Source organism: Telluria sp. RT2P19 (assembly GCF_059685725.1).
Window position 1 is genome coordinate 21639 of record NZ_JCASIL010000007.1, and the last position, 21278, is coordinate 42916.

General features: G+C 66.4%; 19 protein-coding genes. 4 read left to right on the forward strand and 15 right to left on the reverse strand.

From position 1 onward, the window contains the following. Window positions 1-14 precede the first annotated feature (14 nt). The 5 genes from pstC to alr all read right to left on the reverse strand — a co-directional run bounded on the left by pstC (window position 15) and on the right by alr (window position 5574). Complete coding sequence (gene pstC / locus AC56KW_RS10630; protein ID WP_497170701.1) at window positions 15-1040, reverse strand: phosphate ABC transporter permease subunit PstC; 1026 nt, start codon at window positions 1038-1040, stop codon at window positions 15-17. A 95-nt stretch (window positions 1041-1135) separates the two neighbouring features. Continuing rightward, window positions 1136-2170, reverse strand: coding sequence for a phosphate ABC transporter substrate-binding protein PstS (gene pstS, locus AC56KW_RS10635; protein WP_497170702.1), 1035 nt, complete (start codon window positions 2168-2170; stop codon window positions 1136-1138). Window positions 2171-2649: 479 nt separating this feature from the next. After that, window positions 2650-2970, reverse strand: coding sequence for a PilZ domain-containing protein (locus tag AC56KW_RS10640; RefSeq protein WP_497170703.1), 321 nt, complete (start codon window positions 2968-2970; stop codon window positions 2650-2652). 89 nt (window positions 2971-3059) lie between these two features. Next, the gene (gene radA, locus AC56KW_RS10645; RefSeq protein WP_497170704.1) at window positions 3060-4436 is read right to left on the reverse strand and encodes a DNA repair protein RadA; all 1377 of its coding nucleotides are present in this window, start codon (window positions 4434-4436) and stop codon (window positions 3060-3062) included. Between the two features lie 31 nt (window positions 4437-4467). Beyond that, entirely contained in the window at window positions 4468-5574 is a 1107-nt protein-coding gene (gene alr, locus AC56KW_RS10650; RefSeq protein ID WP_497170705.1) for an alanine racemase, read from the reverse strand. Between the two features lie 160 nt (window positions 5575-5734). Here alr and lplT point away from each other — a divergent pair, with 160 nt between their 5' ends. Then, a complete protein-coding gene (lplT, locus tag AC56KW_RS10655) occupies window positions 5735-6994 on the forward strand; it encodes a lysophospholipid transporter LplT (protein WP_497170706.1) in 1260 nt (419 codons plus the stop codon). A gap of 171 nt (window positions 6995-7165) precedes the next feature. Here lplT and AC56KW_RS10660 read toward each other — a convergent pair whose 3' ends face one another. The 4 genes from AC56KW_RS10660 to tsaB are packed head-to-tail and all read right to left on the reverse strand — an operon-like array spanning window position 7166 to window position 10215. Continuing rightward, window positions 7166-8137 carry a DUF1853 family protein gene (locus AC56KW_RS10660; RefSeq protein WP_497170707.1) on the reverse strand — a complete coding sequence of 324 codons (972 nt, stop codon included), beginning with the start codon at window positions 8135-8137 and terminating at the stop codon, window positions 7166-7168. Next, window positions 8121-9044: a uracil-DNA glycosylase gene (locus AC56KW_RS10665; RefSeq protein WP_497170708.1), complete on the reverse strand. Its 924-nt coding sequence runs from the start codon at window positions 9042-9044 to the stop codon at window positions 8121-8123. The genes AC56KW_RS10660 and AC56KW_RS10665 overlap by 17 nt, the downstream gene beginning before the upstream one ends. Then, window positions 9041-9508: a ribosomal protein S18-alanine N-acetyltransferase gene (gene rimI / locus AC56KW_RS10670; RefSeq protein ID WP_497170709.1), complete on the reverse strand. Its 468-nt coding sequence runs from the start codon at window positions 9506-9508 to the stop codon at window positions 9041-9043. The genes AC56KW_RS10665 and rimI overlap by 4 nt, the downstream gene beginning before the upstream one ends. Continuing rightward, on the reverse strand, window positions 9505-10215 hold the full coding sequence (gene tsaB / locus AC56KW_RS10675) for a tRNA (adenosine(37)-N6)-threonylcarbamoyltransferase complex dimerization subunit type 1 TsaB (RefSeq protein WP_497170710.1): 711 nt from the start codon (window positions 10213-10215) through the stop codon (window positions 9505-9507). The genes rimI and tsaB overlap by 4 nt, the downstream gene beginning before the upstream one ends. Window positions 10216-10314: 99 nt before the next feature. Here tsaB and AC56KW_RS10680 point away from each other — a divergent pair, with 99 nt between their 5' ends. Then, window positions 10315-10740, forward strand: a complete 426-nt coding sequence (locus tag AC56KW_RS10680; protein ID WP_497170711.1) for a thioredoxin family protein — start codon at window positions 10315-10317, stop codon at window positions 10738-10740. 55 nt (window positions 10741-10795) lie between these two features. On the opposite strand, the gene AC56KW_RS10685 is transcribed toward AC56KW_RS10680, so the two are convergent. The 4 genes from AC56KW_RS10685 to AC56KW_RS10700 form a co-directional block, all read right to left on the reverse strand. Beyond that, complete coding sequence (locus AC56KW_RS10685) at window positions 10796-11437, reverse strand: hypothetical protein (RefSeq protein ID WP_497170712.1); 642 nt, start codon at window positions 11435-11437, stop codon at window positions 10796-10798. Continuing rightward, complete coding sequence (locus AC56KW_RS10690; RefSeq protein WP_497170713.1) at window positions 11434-12519, reverse strand: hypothetical protein; 1086 nt, start codon at window positions 12517-12519, stop codon at window positions 11434-11436. The genes AC56KW_RS10685 and AC56KW_RS10690 overlap by 4 nt, the downstream gene beginning before the upstream one ends. A 142-nt stretch (window positions 12520-12661) precedes the next feature. Next, window positions 12662-14983: a xanthine dehydrogenase family protein molybdopterin-binding subunit gene (locus AC56KW_RS10695; protein WP_497170714.1), complete on the reverse strand. Its 2322-nt coding sequence runs from the start codon at window positions 14981-14983 to the stop codon at window positions 12662-12664. Then, window positions 14976-18119, reverse strand: a complete 3144-nt coding sequence (locus tag AC56KW_RS10700) for an EAL domain-containing protein (protein ID WP_497170715.1) — start codon at window positions 18117-18119, stop codon at window positions 14976-14978. The genes AC56KW_RS10695 and AC56KW_RS10700 overlap by 8 nt, the downstream gene beginning before the upstream one ends. Window positions 18120-18300: 181 nt before the next feature. Here AC56KW_RS10700 and AC56KW_RS10705 point away from each other — a divergent pair, with 181 nt between their 5' ends. Next, the gene (locus AC56KW_RS10705) at window positions 18301-18810 is read left to right on the forward strand and encodes a DUF1993 domain-containing protein (RefSeq protein ID WP_497170716.1); all 510 of its coding nucleotides are present in this window, start codon (window positions 18301-18303) and stop codon (window positions 18808-18810) included. Window positions 18811-18831: 21 nt separating this feature from the next. Here the strand turns inward: AC56KW_RS10705 and AC56KW_RS10710 are convergent, their stop codons facing one another. Together AC56KW_RS10710 and AC56KW_RS10715 are read right to left on the reverse strand one after the other, a co-directional pair. After that, on the reverse strand, window positions 18832-19050 hold the full coding sequence (locus AC56KW_RS10710) for a DUF1289 domain-containing protein (protein WP_497170717.1): 219 nt from the start codon (window positions 19048-19050) through the stop codon (window positions 18832-18834). After that, a complete protein-coding gene (locus AC56KW_RS10715; RefSeq protein WP_497170718.1) occupies window positions 19034-19600 on the reverse strand; it encodes a DUF1415 domain-containing protein in 567 nt (188 codons plus the stop codon). The genes AC56KW_RS10710 and AC56KW_RS10715 overlap by 17 nt, the downstream gene beginning before the upstream one ends. 327 nt (window positions 19601-19927) lie before the next feature. Here AC56KW_RS10715 and AC56KW_RS10720 point away from each other — a divergent pair, with 327 nt between their 5' ends. Then, window positions 19928-21268 (forward strand): transglycosylase SLT domain-containing protein, encoded by a 1341-nt coding sequence (locus tag AC56KW_RS10720; protein WP_497170719.1) that lies wholly within the window; start codon window positions 19928-19930, stop codon window positions 21266-21268. Window positions 21269-21278: the final 10 nt, after the last annotated feature.

Below are 21278 nucleotides of genomic sequence, written 5' to 3' on the forward strand. Positions count from 1 at the left end.
TCTATGCCACCTTGTTATTTGGTGCCTTCGTTACGCGACATACCCACCAGCATCAGCTTGGCGGCCGACAGGACGATGAAAGTGATGCCGAACAGGATCAGTGCCAGGGCGAACAGCGACGACGAATGCAGCGCGGTGGCCGCTTCGGCGAATTCGTTGGCCAGGGTCGACGAGATCGAGTTACCCGGCGCAAACAGCGACGCCGACAGCGAGTGCGCATTGCCGATCACGAAGGTGACCGCCATCGTCTCGCCCAGCGCGCGGCCCAGGCCCAGCATCACGCCGCCCACCACGCCGTTGCGGGTGTACGGCAGCACCACCTTGCGCACCACTTCCCAGCGGGTGCAGCCCAGGCCGTATGCCGATTCCTTGAGGACGGTCGGCACGATCTCGAACACGTCGCGCATCACCGAGGCGATGAACGGGATGATCATGATCGCCAGGATCAGGCCGGCGGTCATGATGCCGATGCCCATGGTCGGGCCCTGGAAGATGGCGCCGACGATCGGCAGTTGGCCGATGGTTTCCTTCAGCGCCGGTTGCACGTATTCGGCGAACAGCGGCGCGAACACGAACAGGCCCCACATGCCGTAGATGATCGACGGCACGCCAGCCAGCAGTTCGACCGCGGTGCCCAGCGGGCGGCGCAGCCAGGCCGGGCAGATCTCGGTCAGGAACAGGGCGATGCCGAAGCTGATCGGGAACGCCACCGCCAGCGCGATGATCGAGGTGGCCAGCGTGCCCCAGATCGCGATCATCGCGCCGTACTGGTCGTTCACCGGATCCCATTCGACGCGGGTGATGAAGCCGGCGCCGAATTCCCTGAAGGCCGGCGCGGCACCGATCGCCAGCGAGATGATGATCCCGACCAGCACCACCAGCACCGATGCCGCGAACAACAAGGTGACTTTATGGAAGAGGAAATCCTGGATGCGCTGCTTGCGCATCGTGTTGCGCAGGGCGGCGGACTGGAAGCCGTCGTCGGCGCTGGCTGCCTTGGCGGACAAATCGCCGGCGGAGAGGGATGGATGGGCGCTCATGGTCTTGTTGACTTCTTTATCAATATCGTTTTGTCAAGATCGCTGGCGTGCGGAAAGGCCGGTCGCACCGGCCCGTCCGGGTCAGGAAAAGTGGCTTACCAGAGCGCCTTGCCGGCCGCGTCCTTCAGGTTGGCGCGCCAGGCATCCTGCACCAGCTTGGTGACTTCGGCTGGCATCGGCACGTAGTCCAGGTCGGCGGCGGCCGGAGCGCCGTTCTTGTAGGCCCAGTCGAAGAACTTCAGCACCTGCTGGCCCTTGGCACTGGCCTGGTTCTTGTGCATCAGGATGTACGAGGCGCCAGTCACGGGCCAGGCGCCCTTGCCCGGCTGGTTGGTGAGGATCACGGCGAAGCCCGGGGTGCCCTTCCAGTCGGCGCCCGCGGCGGCGGCCTTGAAGGCGTCGTCCGAAGGCTGCAGCCAGCTGCCGTCGGCGCCTTGCAGCTGGGTGTGCGCCATCCGGTTCTTCTTGGCGTAGGCCCATTCGACGTAGCCGATGCCGCCCTTGATACGCTGCACGTTGGCGGCCACGCCTTCGTTGCCCTTGCCGCCCACGCCGACCGCCCACTTGACGGTGGTGCCGGCGCCGATGGTCGATTTCCAGGTCGGGCTGACTTTCGACAGGTAGTCGGTCCACAGGAACGAGGTACCCGAGCTGTCGGCGCGGCGCACGACGGTGATGTCCGAGTTCGGGAGCCTGACGCCCGGGTTCAGCGCGGCAATCTGCGGCGCGTTCCATTTCGTGATCTTGCCCATGTAGATGTCGGCGATGATCGCACCACTGAGTTTCAGCTGGCCCGGGGCGATGCCCTCCAGGTTCACGATCGGCACCACGCCGCCCATTACGGCCGGGAACTGGAACAGGCCTGCCGCATTCAGGTCCGCCGCCGCGAGCGGCATGTCCGAGGCGCCGAAGTCGACGGTCTTGGCCTTGATCTGCTTGATGCCGGCGCCGGAACCCACCGACTGGTAGTTCAGGCCGACGCCGGAGGCGGCTTTGTACAGCTCGGCCCACTTGGCATAGATCGGGTATGGGAAGGTCGCGCCTGCGCCCGTGATGTTGGCGTTCTGGGCGCTGGCGGAGAATGCCGTTGCGGCCAGGGCGATCGAAACGAAGAGATGCTTCATGCGCATATCGGATCCTTTGGAAGTGACACCACGGGACGGTCCCGCTGACGATGAGGTGCAGTCTAACGGGCGAATATGACAGGTTCATGACATATTTGGCATATATGACATCAAGATGACACGCGCGCAAGGATGGCATCCCCGGCAGCGGCGTGGCGCGCGGAAGGACGTCGCACCGCGCCGAATATTGTCATGTTCAAATTACACGCACTTGTAAATACTCCATTGCCTGCTACCCTGAGAGAGTAGTCATGACATGGAGGGGATGCCGAAAGGCGTTTGTTTTATATGATCGACCTGATGGTGATGGGAATCCTGAGCGGACTTGCTGCCCTGGTGGCGTTCGAGATCTACCAGGAAGTACGAGGAAGTTCCAATGACTTGCATGACCGCTATCACGAATAGCGAATAGCCCGCTCCGCGGGCCAAGACAGCAAGCGGCGAGGCCCATGGCGCTCGCCGCTTGGCGTATACAGCGGTCACCGTCAACGCATGAAACGCGCCAGCATCGTGACCGCCGCCAGGTCCGGGCTCAGGAACTGGAAGCCGACCTTGAACTCGCCACTACTGAAGATGCAATATGACACCCTGGCCCGCGCATTGATCGTCACGCAAGCGCCGTCCACCAGCAGGTCGAAGGCGAGCTGGCCGCCCTGGCCGACCGCCAGCGGATCGGCGACGTTGATGCTGACGCCGCTCGCGCCGACGTCGAAGGTCTTGCCGATCACCGGCGCCTGCCCGTCCATGACCACCACGGCCTTGGTCCGGTAGACCTTGCGTGGGGTCTTCCTTTGGTCTTGATGCACGTGTTTACCCGAATGCAGTGAACAAGACACAATTATAAAAGCATCCGGAGTTTCCGTCAGGCAAAGGCCTGCGTCACGGGGTTGGACGCTCAGTCTATCTCGCGCAACTTGTTGAAGGCGTCGTCGATCCGTTCGACCGCGATGATCTTCATGCCCTCGATACTCTGCTTGGGCATATTCGATTTGGGGATCACGGCCAGCGAGAAGCCCAGCTTGGCTGCTTCGCGCAGGCGCTCCTGGCCGCGCGGCGCCGGCCGGATCTCGCCGGCCAGGCCAACCTCGCCGAACACCACCAGCCCGCGCGGCAGCGGCTTGCTGCGCATCGACGAGTTGATCGCCAACAAGACCGCAAGGTCGGCCGCCGGCTCGGTGATCTTGACGCCGCCGACGGCGTTGATGAAGACGTCCTGGTCGAAGGCCGCGATGCCCGCATGGCGGTGCAGCACCGCCAGCAGCATCGCCAGGCGATTCTGCTCCAGGCCGACCGACAGGCGGCGCGCATTGGGCAGGTGGCTGGTGTCGACCAGGGCCTGGATTTCGACCAGCAGCGGTCGCGTCCCCTCCTGCGTCACCATCACGCAGGAACCCGGCACCTGGCTGTCGTGCTGCGACAGGAACAGGGCCGACGGATTCGACACGCCCTTCAGGCCCTTCTCGGTCATCGCGAACACGCCCAGCTCGTTTACCGCGCCGAAGCGGTTCTTGATGGCCCGCACCAGGCGGTAGCTCGATTGGGTATCGCCTTCGAAGTACAACACGGTGTCGACGATGTGTTCCAGCACGCGCGGGCCAGCCAGCGCGCCCTCTTTCGTGACGTGGCCGACCAGGATGATGGTCACGCCGGTCTGCTTGGCCACGCGCGTGAGCTGGGCCGCGCATTCGCGCACCTGGGCCACCGAGCCGGGAGCCGAGGTGAGCGCGTCCGAATACATGGTCTGGATCGAGTCGATCACCACGACGTCGGGCTTGAGGTCGGCGATGGTGCCGAGGATTTTCTCGAGCTGGATCTCGGCCTGCAGTTTGAGGTCTTTCGCATCGACCGCCAGGCGCTTTGCGCGCAGCGCGATCTGGGCGCCGGATTCCTCGCCGCTCACGTAGAGGGTACTGCGCACCGCGGACAGGCTCGAGAGCGCCTGCAGCAGCAGGGTCGACTTGCCGATCCCGGGATCGCCACCGATCAGGACCACGCCGCCGGCCACCAGGCCGCCGCCCAGCACGCGGTCGAATTCCTCGATGCCGGTGCCGAAGCGCGGCACGTCGATCGCCTCGATATCGGCCAGCGACAGTACCGGCGCGGTCTGCGCCAGGCTGCGGTGCTGGGTCTGCGACATGCGGTTGACGCCGGGCGTGTCGACGACCGTCTCGACCATCGTGTTCCAGGCCTTGCAGTCGGCGCACTGGCCGGTCCAGCGGTTCGCGATCGCGCCGCATTCGCTGCAGGTATAGTTGGTTTTTGCTTTTGCCATCGTTCTTATATGGAGGTAAAGGCGGCAAAGTTCAACCGTCGGTGCCGAGACGGCCTTCGGTAACGCGCACGCGCGGCGCCAGCGCGCACATCAACTCGTAGCCGATGGTGCCGGCGGCCTGGGCCACGTCGTCGATGGGCAGACCATCGCCCCACAGGGTGACCTTGCTGCCGATGCGGGCGTTGGCGACCGGCGTAAGATCGACGGTCATCATGTCCATCGACACCCGGCCGACCAGCGTGGTGCGCACGCCGTCGACGATCACCGGCGTGCCGTGCGGCGCGCTGCGTGGATAGCCGTCGGCATAGCCGCAGGCCACCACGCCGATCGTCATCGGGCCCTCGGCCTCGAAGCGGCTGCCGTAGCCGACCGTGTCGCCCGGCCCGATGTGCTGGATGCCGATGACTTCGGAGCGCAGGGTCATGGTGGGGCGCAGGCCGAAGTCCTGGGCGCTGCGGCCGCCCGGCGTGCCGCCGTACAGCATGATGCCGGGACGGACCCAGTCGTTCGACAACTGGCCGGCGAGTTCAGCCTGGTGCAGCACGCCACCCGAATTCGACAGGCTGCGTTCGCCGGCCAGCTCGCCTGCGCCTTCACGGAAACGCCGCACCTGCTCGGCGATCGTCAGGCGCGGATGTTCGAGTTCGTCGGCATTGGCGAAGTGGGTCATGTGGGTGATGCTGCGCACGTCGCGGATCGCGCGCAGGCGCTTGTAGGCAGCGGCGTACTCGTCGGGGCGGAAACCCAGGCGGTTCATCCCGGTGTTCATTTTCAGGTAGACGTCGATCGGGTGGTAGAGCTGGGTGTATTCGAGCAGCTTGACCTGCTCGATGCTGTGCACGGCGGTAGAGATATTGTGCTCGGCGAGCATTGGCACGTCGGCCGCTTCGAAGAATCCCTCTAATAGAAGAATCGGCTTGATCCAGCCGAGTTCGCGCAGGCGGATCGCGCTCTCGAGCTCGATCAGCGCCAGGCCGTCGGCGGTGGCGAAGCCGCGCATGGCGCGCTCCAGGCCATGGCCATAGGCGTCGGCTTTCACGACCGCCCAGATCTTGGCCAGTGGCGCGCAAGTGCGGGCCTGGGCAAGGTTGTGTTGCATGGAATCGAGGTGGATGGTGGCGAATAGCGGACGCGGCATGGCAATTTTTTCAAGAAGGACGGAGGGAATCCGGTACAAAACGTCAAGCGCCTATTTTACCGGAGCGGACCACGGGGCGCGCCGGGGGCAGCGTTTCCCGTTTCGCCTGTCTACCCATTCATGGTATAAAGCAACCCGGACCAGATTTAAGAATTCTCGAATGAACCGTGGTTTTTATACCATCATGGCGGCGCAGTTCTTCTCGTCGCTGGCTGATAACGCGCTCCTGTTTGTCGCGATCAGCCTGCTCGTCGCAATGGACGCCCCGGCATCGCTGACCCCGCTGCTGAAGCTGTCATTCGTCCTGTTCTACGTCCTGCTTGCCGCTTTCGTGGGCGCCTTCGCCGACTCGCTGCCCAAGGGACGCGTGATGTTCATCGCGAACATCATCAAGGTCGTCGGTTGCGCGCTGATGTTCTTCACCATCCATCCCTTGATGTCGTACGCCGTGGTCGGCTTCGGCGCGGCCGTGTACTCGCCCGCCAAGTACGGCATCCTGACCGAATTGCTGCCGCCCGAAAAACTCGTGCCCGCCAATGGCTGGATCGAGGGCCTGACGGTGATGTCGATCATCCTCGGCACCGTCCTCGGCGGCACGCTGGTGAGCGAGCGCGGTACGGCTTTCCTGCTGTCGTTCGACGCCATCACGGCGCTGGGCATCACGACCGGCGCCGAAGCCGCGATGGCGGTAGTGGTCGGCATCTATATGCTGGCAGCCCTGTTCAACCTGCGCATCCCGGACACCGGCGCGCGTTACGAGCACCAGGAGCGCAATCCGGCCAAGCTGATCGCCGACTTCGCCAACTGCTCGGCCACGCTGTGGCGCGACAAGCTGGGCCAGATCTCGCTGGCGGTGACGACCCTGTTCTGGGGCGCCGGCGCGACCCTGCAATTCATCGTGCTGAAATGGGCCGAGCGTTCGCTCGGCATGCCGCTGGACAAAGCGACCAACCTGATCGGCGTGGTCGCGATCGGCGTGGCGCTGGGCGCCGCGATGGCGGCGCGCATGATCCCGCTGCGCAAGTCGCTGAGTGTGATCCCGATGGGCATCATCATGGGCCTGGTCGTGACCAGCATGGTGTTCGTGACCTCGGTGTCGTTGGCTTACCCGCTGCTGGCCCTGATCGGTTTCCTGTCGGGCTTCTTCGTGGTGCCGATGAACGCCCTGCTGCAGCACCGCGGCCACGTGTTGATGAGCGCGGGCCACTCGATCGCGGTCCAGAACTTCAACGAGAACCTGTCCATCCTGGTGATGCTGGCCGCCTACGCGATCATGATCACGCTGAACCTCGACCTGGACATCATCATCGTCATCTTCGGCCTGTCGGTCGCCGGCATCATGCTGCTGATCCAGCGCCGCCACCTGCTCAACCAGCGCGAACACGATTCGCTCGGCCTGATCGGCGAAGGCAAGCACTGACCCCATCCAATGAGGGGCGGCGCCGGATTGTTTGACAACGTTTCAAGTCAACATTGCTTAAGCGGCACTAACATGCAATGCTTACGGCTGGAACTTGCTCAACCTGGCCACTCGGCCCCCACTTTCCTCGCCCATGCGAGAAATTGCTCAACAATTCTACTCTGACCCTCATCAAGAGGGAGGCTGCGGCGGCTGGACCGACTTGACCATGCGTACCTGGGCTGCCCGTGCGCGCCAGTCGTTGGGGACGACGAAGCCGCGGTCGACCTCGTCGATGATGCCGTCGTGACGGCGTACGATGGCGACCAGGACCGGCGTGCCGGAGGTGGCGAACTGGTCGGCCAGGGCGGTGGCCAGCTGGGACCGGGTCATTGTCCGGTCTGCCGATTCGGCGCGGAACGGAGCAAGCCATTGCAGCTTGGGCAAGACCAGGAATTCCTCCCCGGGCACCTCATCGAGTTCTTCCAGCGCGCACCAGAAACCGCGACAGTGGCCGGCTGTGATGCCCTGCATCGCGGGCCAGCTGCCGGACGGGTAGAACAGCCAGCCCTTGACCAGGGCTTGCGCCTGCGTCACGGGCAGCGGCAGCAGGGCCTGGGCCGCCGGGTGCGCGCCCAGCGCCAGTTGGCGCTCAAACACCTTGCGCATCTTGACGCCCAGGCTGTCGGCCAGGTTGGGGCCGACCAGGGCGTCGAACTCGGTCGATCCGCCGCCATCGAGCAGGTAGAACTTGGTGGCGAATTCGATGTGGGTCAGCGCGCTGGGGCCGTGCTCGAGCAGGAAGTCGAATTCGCCCACCGTGTCGTTGCGGCTGGCACGCACCTGCAGGCCGTGGCGCACCAGGCGGCCCTGCTCGGCGAAATAAAAGGCCATCAGCTTTTCGGCGTACAGCCCCAGCCGGGTAAAGGTCCTGGCGCCGAGCGCGGCGTCCAGCCTCGATGAATCCATGTCGAGCCGCGCCAGCCAGTCGGCCACGTCTTGCGTGACCGGGCCCAGGGCGGCGATGCGGCCCGCCCATGCCGGCGCTTGCGCGTCGAGCAGGTCCGGCGAGTCGAGCAGCCAGGCAAGCGCACGCACCCGGTCCTGCCGCAGGTGGCCCCAGCGGCGGTGGAAGGCGGCCTGGTAACTAGTCGCGCGGCCCAAGGGATCGCGCCCGGCACAGGTCGGCCCACGCCAGCGCCTTGTTCTCGCCGCGCAGCAGCAGCTCGCCCGGATGGAGCGTGGCCACCAGCGGCGTCTCGTTCAATCGATGGACTTCGCCACGTGCGCCCGCCAGAGGCTCTTGCAGCGCACGGCCCAGCAAGCCGTTGGCCGCGACCTGGCCCAGGGTCACCACGGTCGACGCCCCGGTGAGCGCCACTTCGCGCGCGATGAAGGGACGGCAGGCGGCGATCTCGCCAGGGGTCGGCGCGCGGTCGCCGCCCTTCGCGTTCAGCGGACGGCATTTGACCAGCGGCGTGACATAGACGTCGCGCTCGCGCGAGAGGCCGACCGCGTGCAGCATATTGTCGAGCAGCCTGCCGGGGTCGCCCGTCAGCGGCTGTCCCGCCTGTTCATCGAGGGCGCTCGGGGTGCCGGGCGCGACCAGCCAGCGTGCCTGGCGCGGACCGGCGCCGTACACCGGCTTGCGGCCTTCGCCACAGGCGCAGTCCCTGCAGGCGGCGATCGCCTGGCGCAGGCCGGTCCAGTCCATGGCGGCGACATCCGGCGCCGCCGGTTCAGGTACAGCGCCATCGTCCCAGGCCGAATCTTCTTCGACCGGCGGCGCATTGCGGTACGGCGGCGCGGACAACGGCGTGTGGACCCGCGCGGCCGGCGTCGGCTCGGGCACAGGCGCTGCTTCGAGTGCAGGCGCGGCTTCAAGTGCAGGTGCGGCTTCAAGTGCAGGCGCAGCGTCGGACGCCGGCGCGACGACGTCCGGCGCCGCCTCGACGAACGCCGTTTCCGCAACGGCCCCCGCCTCGGCCTGCGGCGCATTGCGCAACTGCCACAGCGGGCCGATGCCCATCTCGGCCAGGAACAGCGCGTCGCGCTGGCTCGTGTTCTTCATAAATCCAGCCTCATCACGATCGCATCCTCGCGGCCCGCCGGGCCGGCCGGATAATACCCCTTGCGGCGGCCGATATGGACGTAGCCATGGCGCCGATATACGTCGAGCGCGCGCTCGTTCGACGGTCGCACCTCGAGCAGGATCGAGGTCATGCCCTGGCTGTGCGCGCGCGCGGCGATCTCGTCGAGCAGGCGCCGGCCCAGGCCCTGGCCCTGGTGCTTGCCGGCCAGCGCAACGTCGAGCAGGTGCGCTTCGTCGAGCGCGTACATCAACAGATAATAGCCGGCCAACTCGCCGCCGGCGTCGCGCACGGTCCAGCAATCGTAGCCGCTGGCCACGGAATCGACGAAATTTCCACGGCTCCAGGGATAGGGAAAAACGCTGCGTTCGAGCGCCCACACCTCGTCCACATCGGCCGGCGTCATCGGGGCCAGGCGCAGGCCGGTGTCTTGCAGTTGCGTCATGCGCCGGCCTTGGCCTGGTTGATGGCCTGGCGCTCGGCGCTCGTGTACGCGACCTTGTTGCGCAGGTAGATCGGCTGGGCCTGGGCCGCGGGCACGCCCTGCCCGGCCGCCAGCGCGGCGCGCGCCAGCAGCGCCAGCTCACGCGCATGCGGCATGATATCGGGTAGCGCGCCTTGCGCGAACGGGTGGGCGGCGAAGGCGTCGGCGTACTCCGCGAAGCCGTTGCCGCAGGCTTGCAGGCCGCCGGCCGGGATTGGCGCCACGTCCTGCGGCGCCGACAGCGCCGGCGCCACCACGTCGGTCCACTTGCCGTCTTCGAATCTGTATTGGGCCCAGTACACCTCGCCCATGCGGGCATCCAGCACCGCCAGCACCTCGTCGGCGCCGGTGGCGGCGCGGCAGGCTACGGCCATCGCCTCGAGGGTCACCAACGGCAGCACGGGCAAGTTGGCGCCGTAGGCCAGGCCCTGGGCCACGCCGCAGGCGGTGCGCACGCCGGTGAAGGAGCCGGGACCGGCGCCAAAGGCGACCGCGTCGCAGTCGGCCAGCGCGACGCCTGCCTCATTCAACAACTCCTGCACCATGGGCAGGACCGATTGCGAGTGGCTGCGCACGCCGGGCGTCGAACGGACAATGACGGTTTCCCCGACCAGCAGCGCGCAGGACGCCAGTTCGGCCGAGGTTTCGATAGCAAGGATGGTAGACATGCCGCTATTTTAACCGCTCGGCCGAACGGCTTCCATGGCGGCATGGCGAATGCCCATTGCAGTGCAACACGATCTGAAAGTCGCTGTACAATGCCGCTCATGCAGAGCCTGACCCTCGATTCCACGACCCGCGACGCGGTCGCCGCCGCCGTCAATGGCGATGGCTGGACCGTCGCCTGCCTGTGCGCCGCCTGGTGCGGTACCTGCGCGACCTACCGCGCCACCTTCGACGAGCTGGCGCTGCGCCATCCGGACAAGCAGTTCGTCTGGATCGATATCGAAGACCAGGCCGACCTGGTGGGCGATCTCGACGTCGACAACTTCCCCACCCTGCTGCTGCAGCGCGGCGATACGGTCGCCTTCTTCGGCTCCATGGTCCCGGACGTCGGCGTGGCCGACCGCCTGGTACAGGCGCAGGCCGAGCAAAGCGACGACGAGCTGGCGCGCCTGGCGCAGTCGAGCGAAGAACGCCGCGGCTGGCAACGCCAGGCCAGCCTGCGCCTGCTGCTCGGGAAAGTCGACTGAAAAGCCGCGACACGCGGCGGGTCGACGCGGCTCGCTACCGCGGCGCCGGCGCGATTCAGTTGACAATGATTTTTTCCTTCGCTCTGCCAGAACCCGAGTCGCTCACTGGCGCAGGCTGCTCCTGGTCAGGCCGGCCTGCGGCGCGCATCTCCCGTTGTCGGAAGAACCCCAACTCCCCGTGCCGGATCTCGACCTGTTTCAGCGCGGCGATGGCCTCTATCGAGCTGAGCGAGCCCACGACCAGATCCCTGTCTCGCCTGGGCAAGGCATCCACGATTTCGGCGTATTGCATCACCTTTTGCCGATCGCTCTGGTTGAACGCTCTTGCCAGGGACTGATAGTAGTCCGGTGCCTGATTTTTCTTTCCAAGAAAGACATCGTCCTGCGTGGCCTTGCCAGGGTCGAGTATTCGCCGGGCAGGTTGCGGGGCATAGTCGATCTTGTCGAACGTGGCCTTGCTCGCTTTCGCCGCCACCTGGACGCTGTAATGCCCGGTTTCGTCGGTCGCCGTCGAGCCCAGGACCTTGTCGCCGGCATCCATGATCCTGACGATCACCGCGTCGATACCGACATCGGTCGCACCGCTCGAACCTGCCTCGATGACCCGACCCCGGATCGTCCCGGCCCCCGCCATTGAACTGGTCATGATCGTCACCGCGAAAAATACGGCCGCCAGCGCCAGCAAGGATTTTTTCATGATGTCGGCTCCTTTTGAAAACACGTCAGTTCGCTGGCCGCCTCGACTTTCTTCCAATCCTGAGCGACCGGGCTCTCCAGCTGTTGTGCGATGTCGGTGACCTTGAACGCTGTCTTCATACCGATCTTGAATACCAGGACATAGTTCCCTTTCGATGGCTCGCCCGCGGAAATCAACTCTCCTTCACCGCTGTAGCGCAACCCCGGCACTGCCTTGATGACCGCGCGGCATTCGATCTCGTGGGCCGGCGGTCCGTTGACGACCTGGCCGCGCAGCATCCCGGCCCGCCCCTTGGAAGGATCGAAACGCAGCCCGGTCGCGAACGGCGTCAGCGGCCAGACGGAGATCGCAATGCGTGCCGACCGGACCTTTTTGTACCTGAACAGGCCGGCGTTGGCGGTGACCGCCACGACGACCGTCGACTCCCCCGGCTTCAGCGCACGGCCGGTGACGCGCATGGAATGCGACGAACCGGGCGCCAGATTCGATATGGAGGACCCGAACTGATCGATGGATAGCTGGCCATGCGCCGGCGACGCCTGCCATGCCTGCATGTCGAGCCGCTGCACCACCGGCGCCCGGTTCGTCACTTCCAGATTGGCTTCGAACGATTCGCCTTCGACGACATGCAACTGCTGCCGTCCCGGGTGAAACGAAACGTCAGGCGCCGCAAAGAGCCAGTCGAGATGCCCTTCGAGCGCCTTCGCCGCCGACAGCACCGCCACCAGCGTAACCACGGCGTTATATGCCGACACCTTGCGCCACCAGGGTTTGCCGGCCGTCGCGACATGGTCGACCGGCCCATGATGGGGCTTGCCGGCACTACCCAGCGCCGCGCCGAACTGCGCTTTGCATGCCCGGAAGTGTTCGGCGCTTCGCCAGTACGACAAGACCTTGACGTGCGCGCCGCATGAGACGGTATGGAGCATGGCCAGCCCTGGATAGGCGGCGATATCGAGCGTCCGGTATGCACCATCCGTCGCAACGACCACATGCTCGGCTGCATACAGGAACGGCGCGTTGTCCGGCTTGGCAGTGAGCCTTTCGATCAAGCTGGCCACTATCGACATGATGTTCACCACGATTGTCGCCGTGCACGAAAGCCGGCCGGGGCAAACCGCGCCTACCGGAAGCCGGGTGTAGTCACAATTATCATTGTGAACCACAACGCACGCCATGTCTGTCGTCATTACGCCAACGCGGATGCGGCCAGAAGCGAACAGCCTATGACGAGGCCAGCCGCAACGGCAAGCTGCGCAGCCGCTGCCCGGTCAGCCTGAACACCGCCGCCGCCACCGCCGGCGCCACCGGCGGCACGGCCGGCTCGCCCACGCCTTCCGGATGCGCGCTGCTCGGCATCACGACGGTTTCGACTCGCGGCGCCTGGCCCATGCGCAGCAGCGGATAGTCGCCGAAGTTCGACTGCAGTATCCTGCCGCCCTCCACCGTGACCTCGCCGGCCAGCGCGGCCGACAGGCCGAACACAACGCTCGACTCGACCTGCTGGGCCACGATATTCGGATTGACCACGAGGCCGCAATCGATCGCGCACACCACGCGGTGCACGCGGATCTCGCCATGTTCCACCGACACCTCGGCCACCTGGGCCACCGTGCTGCCGAACGATCGATGCAGCGCCACGCCGTGCGCGCGCCCGTCCGGCGCCTGGCCGGCGGCGGCCACCGCCGCATCCAGCACCGCCAGCGCGCGCGGCTGGCCCGCCAGTAGCTTGCGCCGCAAGGCCACCGGATCCTGGCCGCCGGCGTGCGCCACCTCGTCCAGGAACGACTCCTTGAAGAAGGCATTGTGCGAATGCCCGACCGAGCGCCAGTAGCCGATCGGCACCGCACTGGCCACGGCCACGTGCGCCACGCGCTGGTTCGGGATCGCGTATTGATGGTCATACTCTCCCTCGGCCGTGGTCTTGTCCGGCCCCACGCCCGGCAGGCCGAGGCTGCGCTCGAAATACTGATGGCCGATCGCGCCGCCCGCCGACTTGTTGTCCCAGGCCAGGATGGCGCCGTCCTTGTCCAATTGCGCCGCAAAGCGCGCCAGCGCCGCCGGGCGGTAGACGTCGTGCATCGTGTCCTGCTCGCGGGTCCAGATCAACTGCACCGGCTGGCCGCCGGCCGCCTTCGCGATGGCGACCGCCTGCGCCACCATGTCCACCTCAAGGCGCCGGCCAAAGCCGCCGCCCAGCAGCATCACGTCGATCGCCACGTTCTCGCGCGCCACGCCGGCCACGCGTGCGGCGCAATCGACCGCGATGCTCGGCACCTGGGTCGAGACCCACAGGCGCACCTTGCCGCGCGCGACCTGGGCGGTACAGTTGACCGGCTCGAGCGCCGCATGCGCCAGGAACGGCGCCCGGTATTCGGCGCGCACGGTGCGCGCCGCGCCTGCGACTTCCTGGGCGCCGGTCTCGTGATAGACATGGCCACGCTCCTCGTCGAGCGCGCGCGCCAGGCCGTCCATGATCGCGGCGCAGGACAGCGCCGCATGCTCGCCCGGGATCCAGCTGACCGGCAAGGCCTCGGCCGCCTGGCGCGCCTGCCACCAGGTCGACGCCACCACCGCCACGCCGGCGCCGGCGCCGGTGCGGCCCTCGAGCGCCGGCGAGACGTCGACCACGGCCAGCACGCCCGGCATGCGGCGCACCGCGTCGGCGTCGAAGGACGCCACCGTCGCGCCCAGCGTCGGCGCCATCTTCAGGGCCGCGTAGACCAGACCGGCAGGCCGCGCGTCGATGCCGAAGCGCGCACTGCCGTCGGACTTGGCGCGGCTGTCCAGGCGCGCCACGGGTTTGCCGATCAGGCGGAAGTCCTTTGCTTGCTTCAGTCGCACGTCGCGCGCGGTGATGCCGGCGCCGAGCCGCGCCGCCTGGCGCGCCAGCGCGCCATAGCCGGCGCTGCGGCCGTCACGGTGGAGCACGAAGCCATCCTCGGTACGGCAATCCTCCACCCGCGCGTCCCAGCCGTGCGCCGCGGCATGGACCAGCATCGCGCGCGCCACGGCGCCGGCTTCGCGCATCGGCAGCCAGGCGTCGCGCACGCTGCTCGAGCCGCCCGTGAACATGATGCCCAGCTCGCGCCCGATCTTCGCCATCAGCCACTGGGCGCCTTGCGCCGTGCGGCCGGTGTCGTCCGGGTGGAACGGCAGGTTCTCGCGCAGCACCGTGACGTTGGCGTAGATCTTGTCGATCGGCGGCTGGATCACGCGCACCGCGTCCAGGCCGACGTCGAGTTCCTCGGCCACCAGCATCGGCAGCGCCGTGTGGACGCCCTGCCCCATCTCGCTGCGCGGCACCACCACCGAGACCGTGCCGTCCTGGGCCAGCGCCACCCAGCCATTGAGCGCCACTTCGCCGTCCTCCAACGTCAGCGGCCGCGACGGATGCAGGCGCTGGCGCGGCGGTTGCGTGCCCCAGCCGATCAGCAGCGCGCCGCCGGCGGCCAGGCCAGCCAGCAGGAAGTTGCGGCGGCGCCTGCCCTGCGGGTGAGGCAGGGCAGGCGCGCCTTCGCGCGGCACCAGCGTTGGCCTAGGCATCGGAGGCCCTCCCCCAGCGCGCGAGGATGTCGTCGCCGGACACCGGCCTGCCATACAAATAGCCCTGCGCGCGGTTGCAGCCGTGGCGCAGCAGGAAGTCGGCCTGGTCTTCGCGCTCGACGCCTTCGGCGATCACCGACAGCCCCATGCTCTTGCCGAGCTGGATGATGGCGATCGCGATCGCCTCGTCATCCGGGTCCTGCGGGATGTCCTTGATGAAGCTGCGGTCGATCTTGAGCGTCTGCACCGGCAGCTGCTTGAGATAGGCCAGCGACGAGTAACCGGTCCCGAAATCGTCGATCGCCAGCGCCACGCCGATCGCATGCAGGTCGTTCACGTACTGCAGCGCGTCGCCCGTGTTCATGATCACCGATTCCGTCACTTCGAGCTGCAGGCGCGCGCTCGCCAGGCCCGCATCGTCCAGCACCGCGGCCACGGCGGCGGCCATGCCGCCGCGCTCGAACTGGCGCGCCGACAGGTTGACCGCGATCTTCGGCACCGCGAGGCCACGCGCTTCCCAGGCCACCATCTGGCGGCAGGCAGCCTGCAGCACCCACTGGCCCAGCTGGCCGATCAAGCCGGTGTCCTCGGCCAGCTGGATGAAGCTGCTGGGCGCCACCTGGCCCAGCTCCGGGCTGTTCCAGCGCAGCAGGGCCTCGACCCCGATCAGGCGTCCGCTGTCGATCTCGACCTGAGGCTGGTAGTCCAGGTAGATCTCCTGGCGCTCGATCGCGCGCCGCAGCAGGGTTTCCATGCGCAGGCGCTCCACGCCGTCGCCGCTCATCGACGGCGTGTAGAACTGGTAGCCGTTGCGCCCGCGCGCCTTGGCCTGATACATCGCCACGTCGGCGTTCCGGATCAGCATGTGCAGGTCGCGTCCGTCCTGAGGATACAGGCTGATGCCGACGCTGCCGGTGACGAACAGCTCGTAGCCCGAGACCTCGAAGGGCTGCTCGAACATCGCCATCAGCTTCTCGGCCACGCGCGTCGCACCGGGCGCGCCGCCGACGTCCTGCAGCAGCAAGATGAATTCGTCGCCGCCCAGGCGCGCCAGGGTATCGCCCTCGCGCAGGCAGCGCGACAGCGCCTGCGCCGCCTGCTTGAGCAGTTCGTCGCCCACGTGGTGGCCAAGCGTGTCGTTGACGTTCTTGAAGCGGTCGAGGTCGATGAACATCACCGCCAGCTGCTCGCCGTCGCGTTCAGCCCGCGCCATCGCGTGGCGCAGGCGGTCGTGGTACAGCAGGCGATTCGGCAGTGCAGTGAGCGCGTCGTGATGCGCCAGGTGATCGAGTTGCATCTGCGACTCGCGCTCGCGCGTGATGTCGCTGAACACGCACACATAATGGGTGGTGGCGCCGGCGTCGTCGCGCACCGCCGATACCGTCAGCGCTTCCAGGTAGGCTTCGCCGTCCTTGCGTGTGTCCCAGATCTCGCCGCGCCAGAATCCCGATTCCTCGAGCTGACGCCACAACTGTTCGTAGAAGGCCTGGTCGTTGCCGGTGCCTTTTGTCAGGCTCGATTCGCGGCCCAGCGCTTCCTGCTCGGCGTAGCCGGTGATGCGGGTGAAGGCCGGGTTGGTGGCCACGATGCGGCCACCCACGTCGAGCACCATCACGCCGTCGGCGATGTGTTCCAGTACATTGGCGGACAGGCGCAGCTTTTCCTCGGCCAGCTTGCGCTCGGTGATGTCGGCGAACACCCAGATGCTGCCCTCGTTGGCGCGGCTCGGATCGAGCGCGCAGCCACTCATCAGGCACCAGAACAGGCTGCCGTCGCGGTGGCGCAGCTGGCGCTCCTCGCCCGGGTCCATGCCGCGCTCGAGCAGCGGGTACTGTTCGGTGCCGATGCGCTCATACTCCCCGCGGGTCGGATACAGGATGGCGGTCGACTGCCCGACCATCTCGCCTTCCTGGTAGCCGAACAGCTCTTCGCAGCGGCGGTTGCTGGAGATGATGCGGCGCTGGCGCACGAACAGCACGCCGAACATGACGTTGTCCAGGATTGCCGCCTGCTCGGCCAGCAGCGCCTCGATGCGCATCTCGTCATGACGGCGCTCGCTGATGTCCGAAATGATGCCGTCGACCCACACTCCGCCCGCGCCGTGCAGTGCCGGATCGTGGGCGGCCTGCGGCTGGCCGTGCTCCTGCACCCAGCGCTCGATGCCGTGGGCGTCCAGGATCCGGTATTCCATCTCGTAGGCGGCGCCCGAGCGCACCGCTTCACGGACGATCCGGTGATATTCACGCCGGTCTTCCGGATGGACGATGGCGGCCCAGTCCTCGGTCGTGGCGCACATGAAGCGCGCCGACGGGAAGCCGGTGATCGCTTCGATCGCATCGCTGACGAACTCGATCGGTCCGCCCGCGCGCACGCGGTAGACCGCGCCCGGGACCTGGGTCACGATGGTGCGGAACTGTTCTTCGCTGCGCGCGACGTCGGCGAACAGGTCGCGGATCGCCAGCCGCATGCGTTCCATCTGCTCGCCCAGGCGCCCCAACTCGTCATGGGCCGACAGCGCCAGCGGCGTCTCGAAGTCGCCGCGCGCCAGGCGGTCGGAAAATCGCATCAGGCCGCGCAGGGGCGAGGCCAGGCGGCGGCGCAGCAGCAAGGCGATCAGCAGCAGCGACACCGCCAGCTGCACCGCCAGCACCAGCGCGTAGTTGCGCTGCTTGGCGCGCAGCTCCTGGCCGCTACGGTAGTCGTCCATGGCCAGCGTGACGCTGCCGATGTCCGCGCCGCGCGCCGTGATCGACCGCTCGGCGCGCAAGACCTTGCCCAGGGGACGTTCGGGCGAGCGCAGGCGCAGTACGCTGGCGCCAGCCAGGTCGCGCACGTCGATCCCGACCACGGCCGGGTCGCGCAGCATCGAGTCGAGCAGCGGCCGCGCCGCGTCGGTGTTCAGGTCCAGCAGCGATTCCTGCATTCCCAGCGCCAGGATGTCGGCATTGCGCTGGAGCGTGTCGTTCAGGCTGGCCGCCGCGGCGGCGCGCTCCTGCACCCCGACCAGCAGATAGCTGCCGACCACCGCCGGCGCCAGCAGGCCGGCGAACACCACCAGCAGCAGCGCACCGTACAACGAGCGGCCGTTCAGCATGCGCAGGCGGGACGGTACGGCGGGGGCAGCGGGACTGGACATGGATGCAGAATGGCGGACTGGACAGGCCCGCTGCATGAAGATGGCGAGATTATGCACAGTTGCTTGCTGGGCGTCACTAACAATGCGGCCGAGGGGGACGACGGCCGATATCGCCGGCCACGTCTGTCGGCGGCGCACGACAAGACTTGCTATGATTGACAATCGATAGGAGAACCATCAAATGACCCATTCGCTGTATGCGGCCTCGGTGCCGGTATTCCGCCAATTGCTGGGCGGCCTGGCGGCGGTGCTCGAAAAAGCCGAGGCCCACGCCCTGGAACGCCGTATCGAACCGGACGCCCTGCTGCAGGCGCGCCTGTATCCGGACATGTTCCCGCTGGCCAAGCAGATCCAGATCGCCACCGATTTCGCCAAGGGCGCCAGCGCGCGCCTGGCCGGCGTCGAGCCGCCGCGCTACGAGGACGCCGAGCGCACTTTCACCGAACTGCAGCAGCGCATCACCAGGACGCTCGGCTTCATCGACAGCCTGGCGCAGGCGGACGTCGAGGCCGGCGCCACGCGCGCCATCACCCATGGCAGCGGCGAACGCGCCCGCCATTTCGACGACGGCGTGCGCTACCTGATCCATTTCGCCCTGCCGCAGTTCTACTTCCACGTCACCACGGCGTACGCGATCCTGCGTCATAACGGCGTTCCGATCGGCAAGCGGGATTTTATCGGGACCTATTGATCCAGCGTTCCCCGAGAACGATCAGGTATTGCGGCGCGGGTAACCCTGCGCGAGGATGCGCTGCCACACGGTTTCCTTCTCGGGCGCGCTCATCGACACCCAGTTGGCGACCTCTGCCACGGTGCGCCCGCAGCCGCGGCACACCTCGTCGAAAGTGGTCGAGCACACCGCCACGCACGGGGTATCGGGACGCTCGGGCAGCGGCGCCCTGGCGCCGCCGTCTTCAGGCCGGGCCGACATCGAGCTTGTCCCAGCCTTCGTGGCCCAGCTTTTCCATGGTCTCGATATTCTTTTCGAAGATCTCCTCGGCTTGCGGGAACGCTTCCACGGCGCGCGCGATGCTGTCCTCGCGCAGCAGGTGCAGGATAGGATACGGCGCGCGGTTGGTGTAGTTCGCGATGTCGTTGGCGTCGGTGTCGGCGAACTGGTAATCCGGGTGGAAACTGGCCACCTGCAGCTCCCCTTCGAGCCCCATGTCCTCGACCGCGACGTCGGCCACGTCGAGGAACTCGTTGTAGTCCTCAAAATCGTTCAGCACGAAGGGATGGATCAGCAGGGTCGTGTCGACCTGTTCCGGGCTGGTGTCGGACAGGTGCTGCAACTCGTCCATCAAGGTCTCGAGCAATTGCTCGGGCGTCGTGGCGGGGCACACGACGTAGCGGATCTGTTCCTTGACATAGACCGACTTGGCGAAGGGGCAGAGGTTGAGGCCGATGACGGCCCGCTCCAGCCACCTGCGGGTGGCGGCGACGATGGCGTCATCGTCGGCGTTCAGATTGGGGGGGCTCATGGTGAAACTTTCAATAGCAGGGGAACGGCAAAGCCTGGATTGTACGCACTCTTTGCGCCGACTCATAGATTGCCCCCACGGCGGCGCTAAGGTTTGGCAACCACGGGCGTAGACCAGGACAGGCGCCAGAGCACATGCCTGTTGCTCCCATCTTCCTGATATGTCCGGCATCTTCCGTTTTCATGATGCCAATGGATGATATTCATTCTTCGACTTTTATTGTAACGACGGAGACTTAATTCTTGACTGCCTCGACAATTGGTCCGTACACTGCCCTCTTGTCTTGTCCGCTCGTTCCTGGACGCAACACTGGAAAAGCCTCTCACCATGAAGCCCATGCACGACACGAAACGTTCCATCTTCACCCTGGCCGCGCTGGCTCTGCTGGCAGCCGCGCCGCTGAGCCAGGCAATGGACGCCGCCGCCCTGCCGACCGTCCAGTCCATGCCTCTGTCGACCTCGCTGTCGCCAGCGTCGACCAGGATCGACAGAACCGCCGACAAGACCGACGAATACCGCGAGACCGACGTCTGGGGCCGCATCCGCAGCGGTTATGCGATCCCTGACCTGAACAACGCGCTCGTCACCCGCCATGCCCAGGCCTACGCCAATCATCCGGCCAGCCTAGCCCGCATTTCCGGCCGTGCCTCGCCCTACCTGTACCACGTGGTATCCGAACTCGAAAAGCGCGGCATGCCGACCGAGCTGGCCCTGCTGCCGGTGATCGAATCGGCCTTCAATCCGCAGGCGATGTCGAGCGCCAATGCCGCCGGCCTGTGGCAGTTTGTGCCGGGCACCGGCAAGGACTTCGACCTGCGGCAGAACATGTTCAAGGACGAACGGCGCGGCGTGGTCGCCTCGACCGACGCGGCCCTGACCTATCTGCAGCGCCTGTACACGATGTTCGGCGACTGGCCACTGGCCCTCGCGGCGTATAACTGGGGCGAAGGTAATGTCCAGCGCGCCATCAAGAAAAACCAGGAACTGGGCAAGCCGACCGACTTCGACAGCCTGGCCGAACTGATGCCGGCCGAGACCCGCAACTACGTGCCGAAGCTGCAGGCGGTCAAGAACGTGGTGGCCAATCCGGGCCAGTACGGCGTGACGCTGCCGGCGATCGACAACCAGCCCTACTTCACGACGGTCGACAAGACCAGCGACATCGACCTGGCCATCGCGGCCCAACTGGCCGAGATGTCGCTCGATGAATTCAAGGCGCTCAATCCGCAGTTCAAGAAACCGGTCATCATCGGCGGCGAGCGCACCAAGATCCTGCTGCCAACCGAGAACGCCGAGAAATTCCACATCAACCTGGCGCAATGGGGCCATGCCCTGTCGACCTGGACCACGCACAAGATTACCGGCGCCCGCGTCAGCATCGCCCAGCTGGCCTCGAAGTTCGGGACGACACCCGAAGTCATCCGCCAGGCCAACAATATTCCCGCCCAGTCGCGCCTGAAGGCCGGCTCGACGATCCTGGTGCCGAAGACTTCGGCCTCCGGCCACGCCGACATCGCCGAGAACATCATCGAGAATGCGGTGGTCGCGTTCGAAGCAGACCGCGGCAAGGCCACGCGCAGCGCTTCGCGCTTCAAGGCCAAGGCCGGCGCCAGCAAGAACGGCAAGCGCATCGCGCGCAATACCTCGTCCAAGCGCAAGCAGCGCTGACATGGCGGGC

Bases quoted from the DNA above. Each gene is read 5' to 3' on its own strand.
- pstC (WP_497170701.1), bottom strand. From the start codon at position 1,040: ATGAGCGCCCATCCATCCCTCTCCGCCGGCGATTTGTCCGCCAAGGCA.
- pstS (WP_497170702.1), bottom strand. From the start codon at position 2,170: ATGCGCATGAAGCATCTCTTCGTTTCGATCGCCCTGGCCGCAACGGCA.
- radA (WP_497170704.1), bottom strand. From the start codon at position 4,436: ATGGCAAAAGCAAAAACCAACTATACCTGCAGCGAATGCGGCGCGATC.
- alr (WP_497170705.1), bottom strand. From the start codon at position 5,574: ATGCCGCGTCCGCTATTCGCCACCATCCACCTCGATTCCATGCAACAC.
- lplT (WP_497170706.1), top strand. From the start codon at position 5,735: ATGAACCGTGGTTTTTATACCATCATGGCGGCGCAGTTCTTCTCGTCG.
- AC56KW_RS10665 (WP_497170708.1), bottom strand. From the start codon at position 9,044: ATGAAGAACACGAGCCAGCGCGACGCGCTGTTCCTGGCCGAGATGGGC.
- rimI (WP_497170709.1), bottom strand. From the start codon at position 9,508: ATGACGCAACTGCAAGACACCGGCCTGCGCCTGGCCCCGATGACGCCG.
- tsaB (WP_497170710.1), bottom strand. From the start codon at position 10,215: ATGTCTACCATCCTTGCTATCGAAACCTCGGCCGAACTGGCGTCCTGC.
- AC56KW_RS10680 (WP_497170711.1), top strand. From the start codon at position 10,315: ATGCAGAGCCTGACCCTCGATTCCACGACCCGCGACGCGGTCGCCGCC.
- AC56KW_RS10685 (WP_497170712.1), bottom strand. From the start codon at position 11,437: ATGAAAAAATCCTTGCTGGCGCTGGCGGCCGTATTTTTCGCGGTGACG.
- AC56KW_RS10695 (WP_497170714.1), bottom strand. From the start codon at position 14,983: ATGCCTAGGCCAACGCTGGTGCCGCGCGAAGGCGCGCCTGCCCTGCCT.
- AC56KW_RS10700 (WP_497170715.1), bottom strand. From the start codon at position 18,119: ATGTCCAGTCCCGCTGCCCCCGCCGTACCGTCCCGCCTGCGCATGCTG.
- AC56KW_RS10705 (WP_497170716.1), top strand. From the start codon at position 18,301: ATGACCCATTCGCTGTATGCGGCCTCGGTGCCGGTATTCCGCCAATTG.
- AC56KW_RS10710 (WP_497170717.1), bottom strand. From the start codon at position 19,050: ATGTCGGCCCGGCCTGAAGACGGCGGCGCCAGGGCGCCGCTGCCCGAG.
- AC56KW_RS10715 (WP_497170718.1), bottom strand. From the start codon at position 19,600: ATGAGCCCCCCCAATCTGAACGCCGACGATGACGCCATCGTCGCCGCC.
- AC56KW_RS10720 (WP_497170719.1), top strand. From the start codon at position 19,928: ATGAAGCCCATGCACGACACGAAACGTTCCATCTTCACCCTGGCCGCG.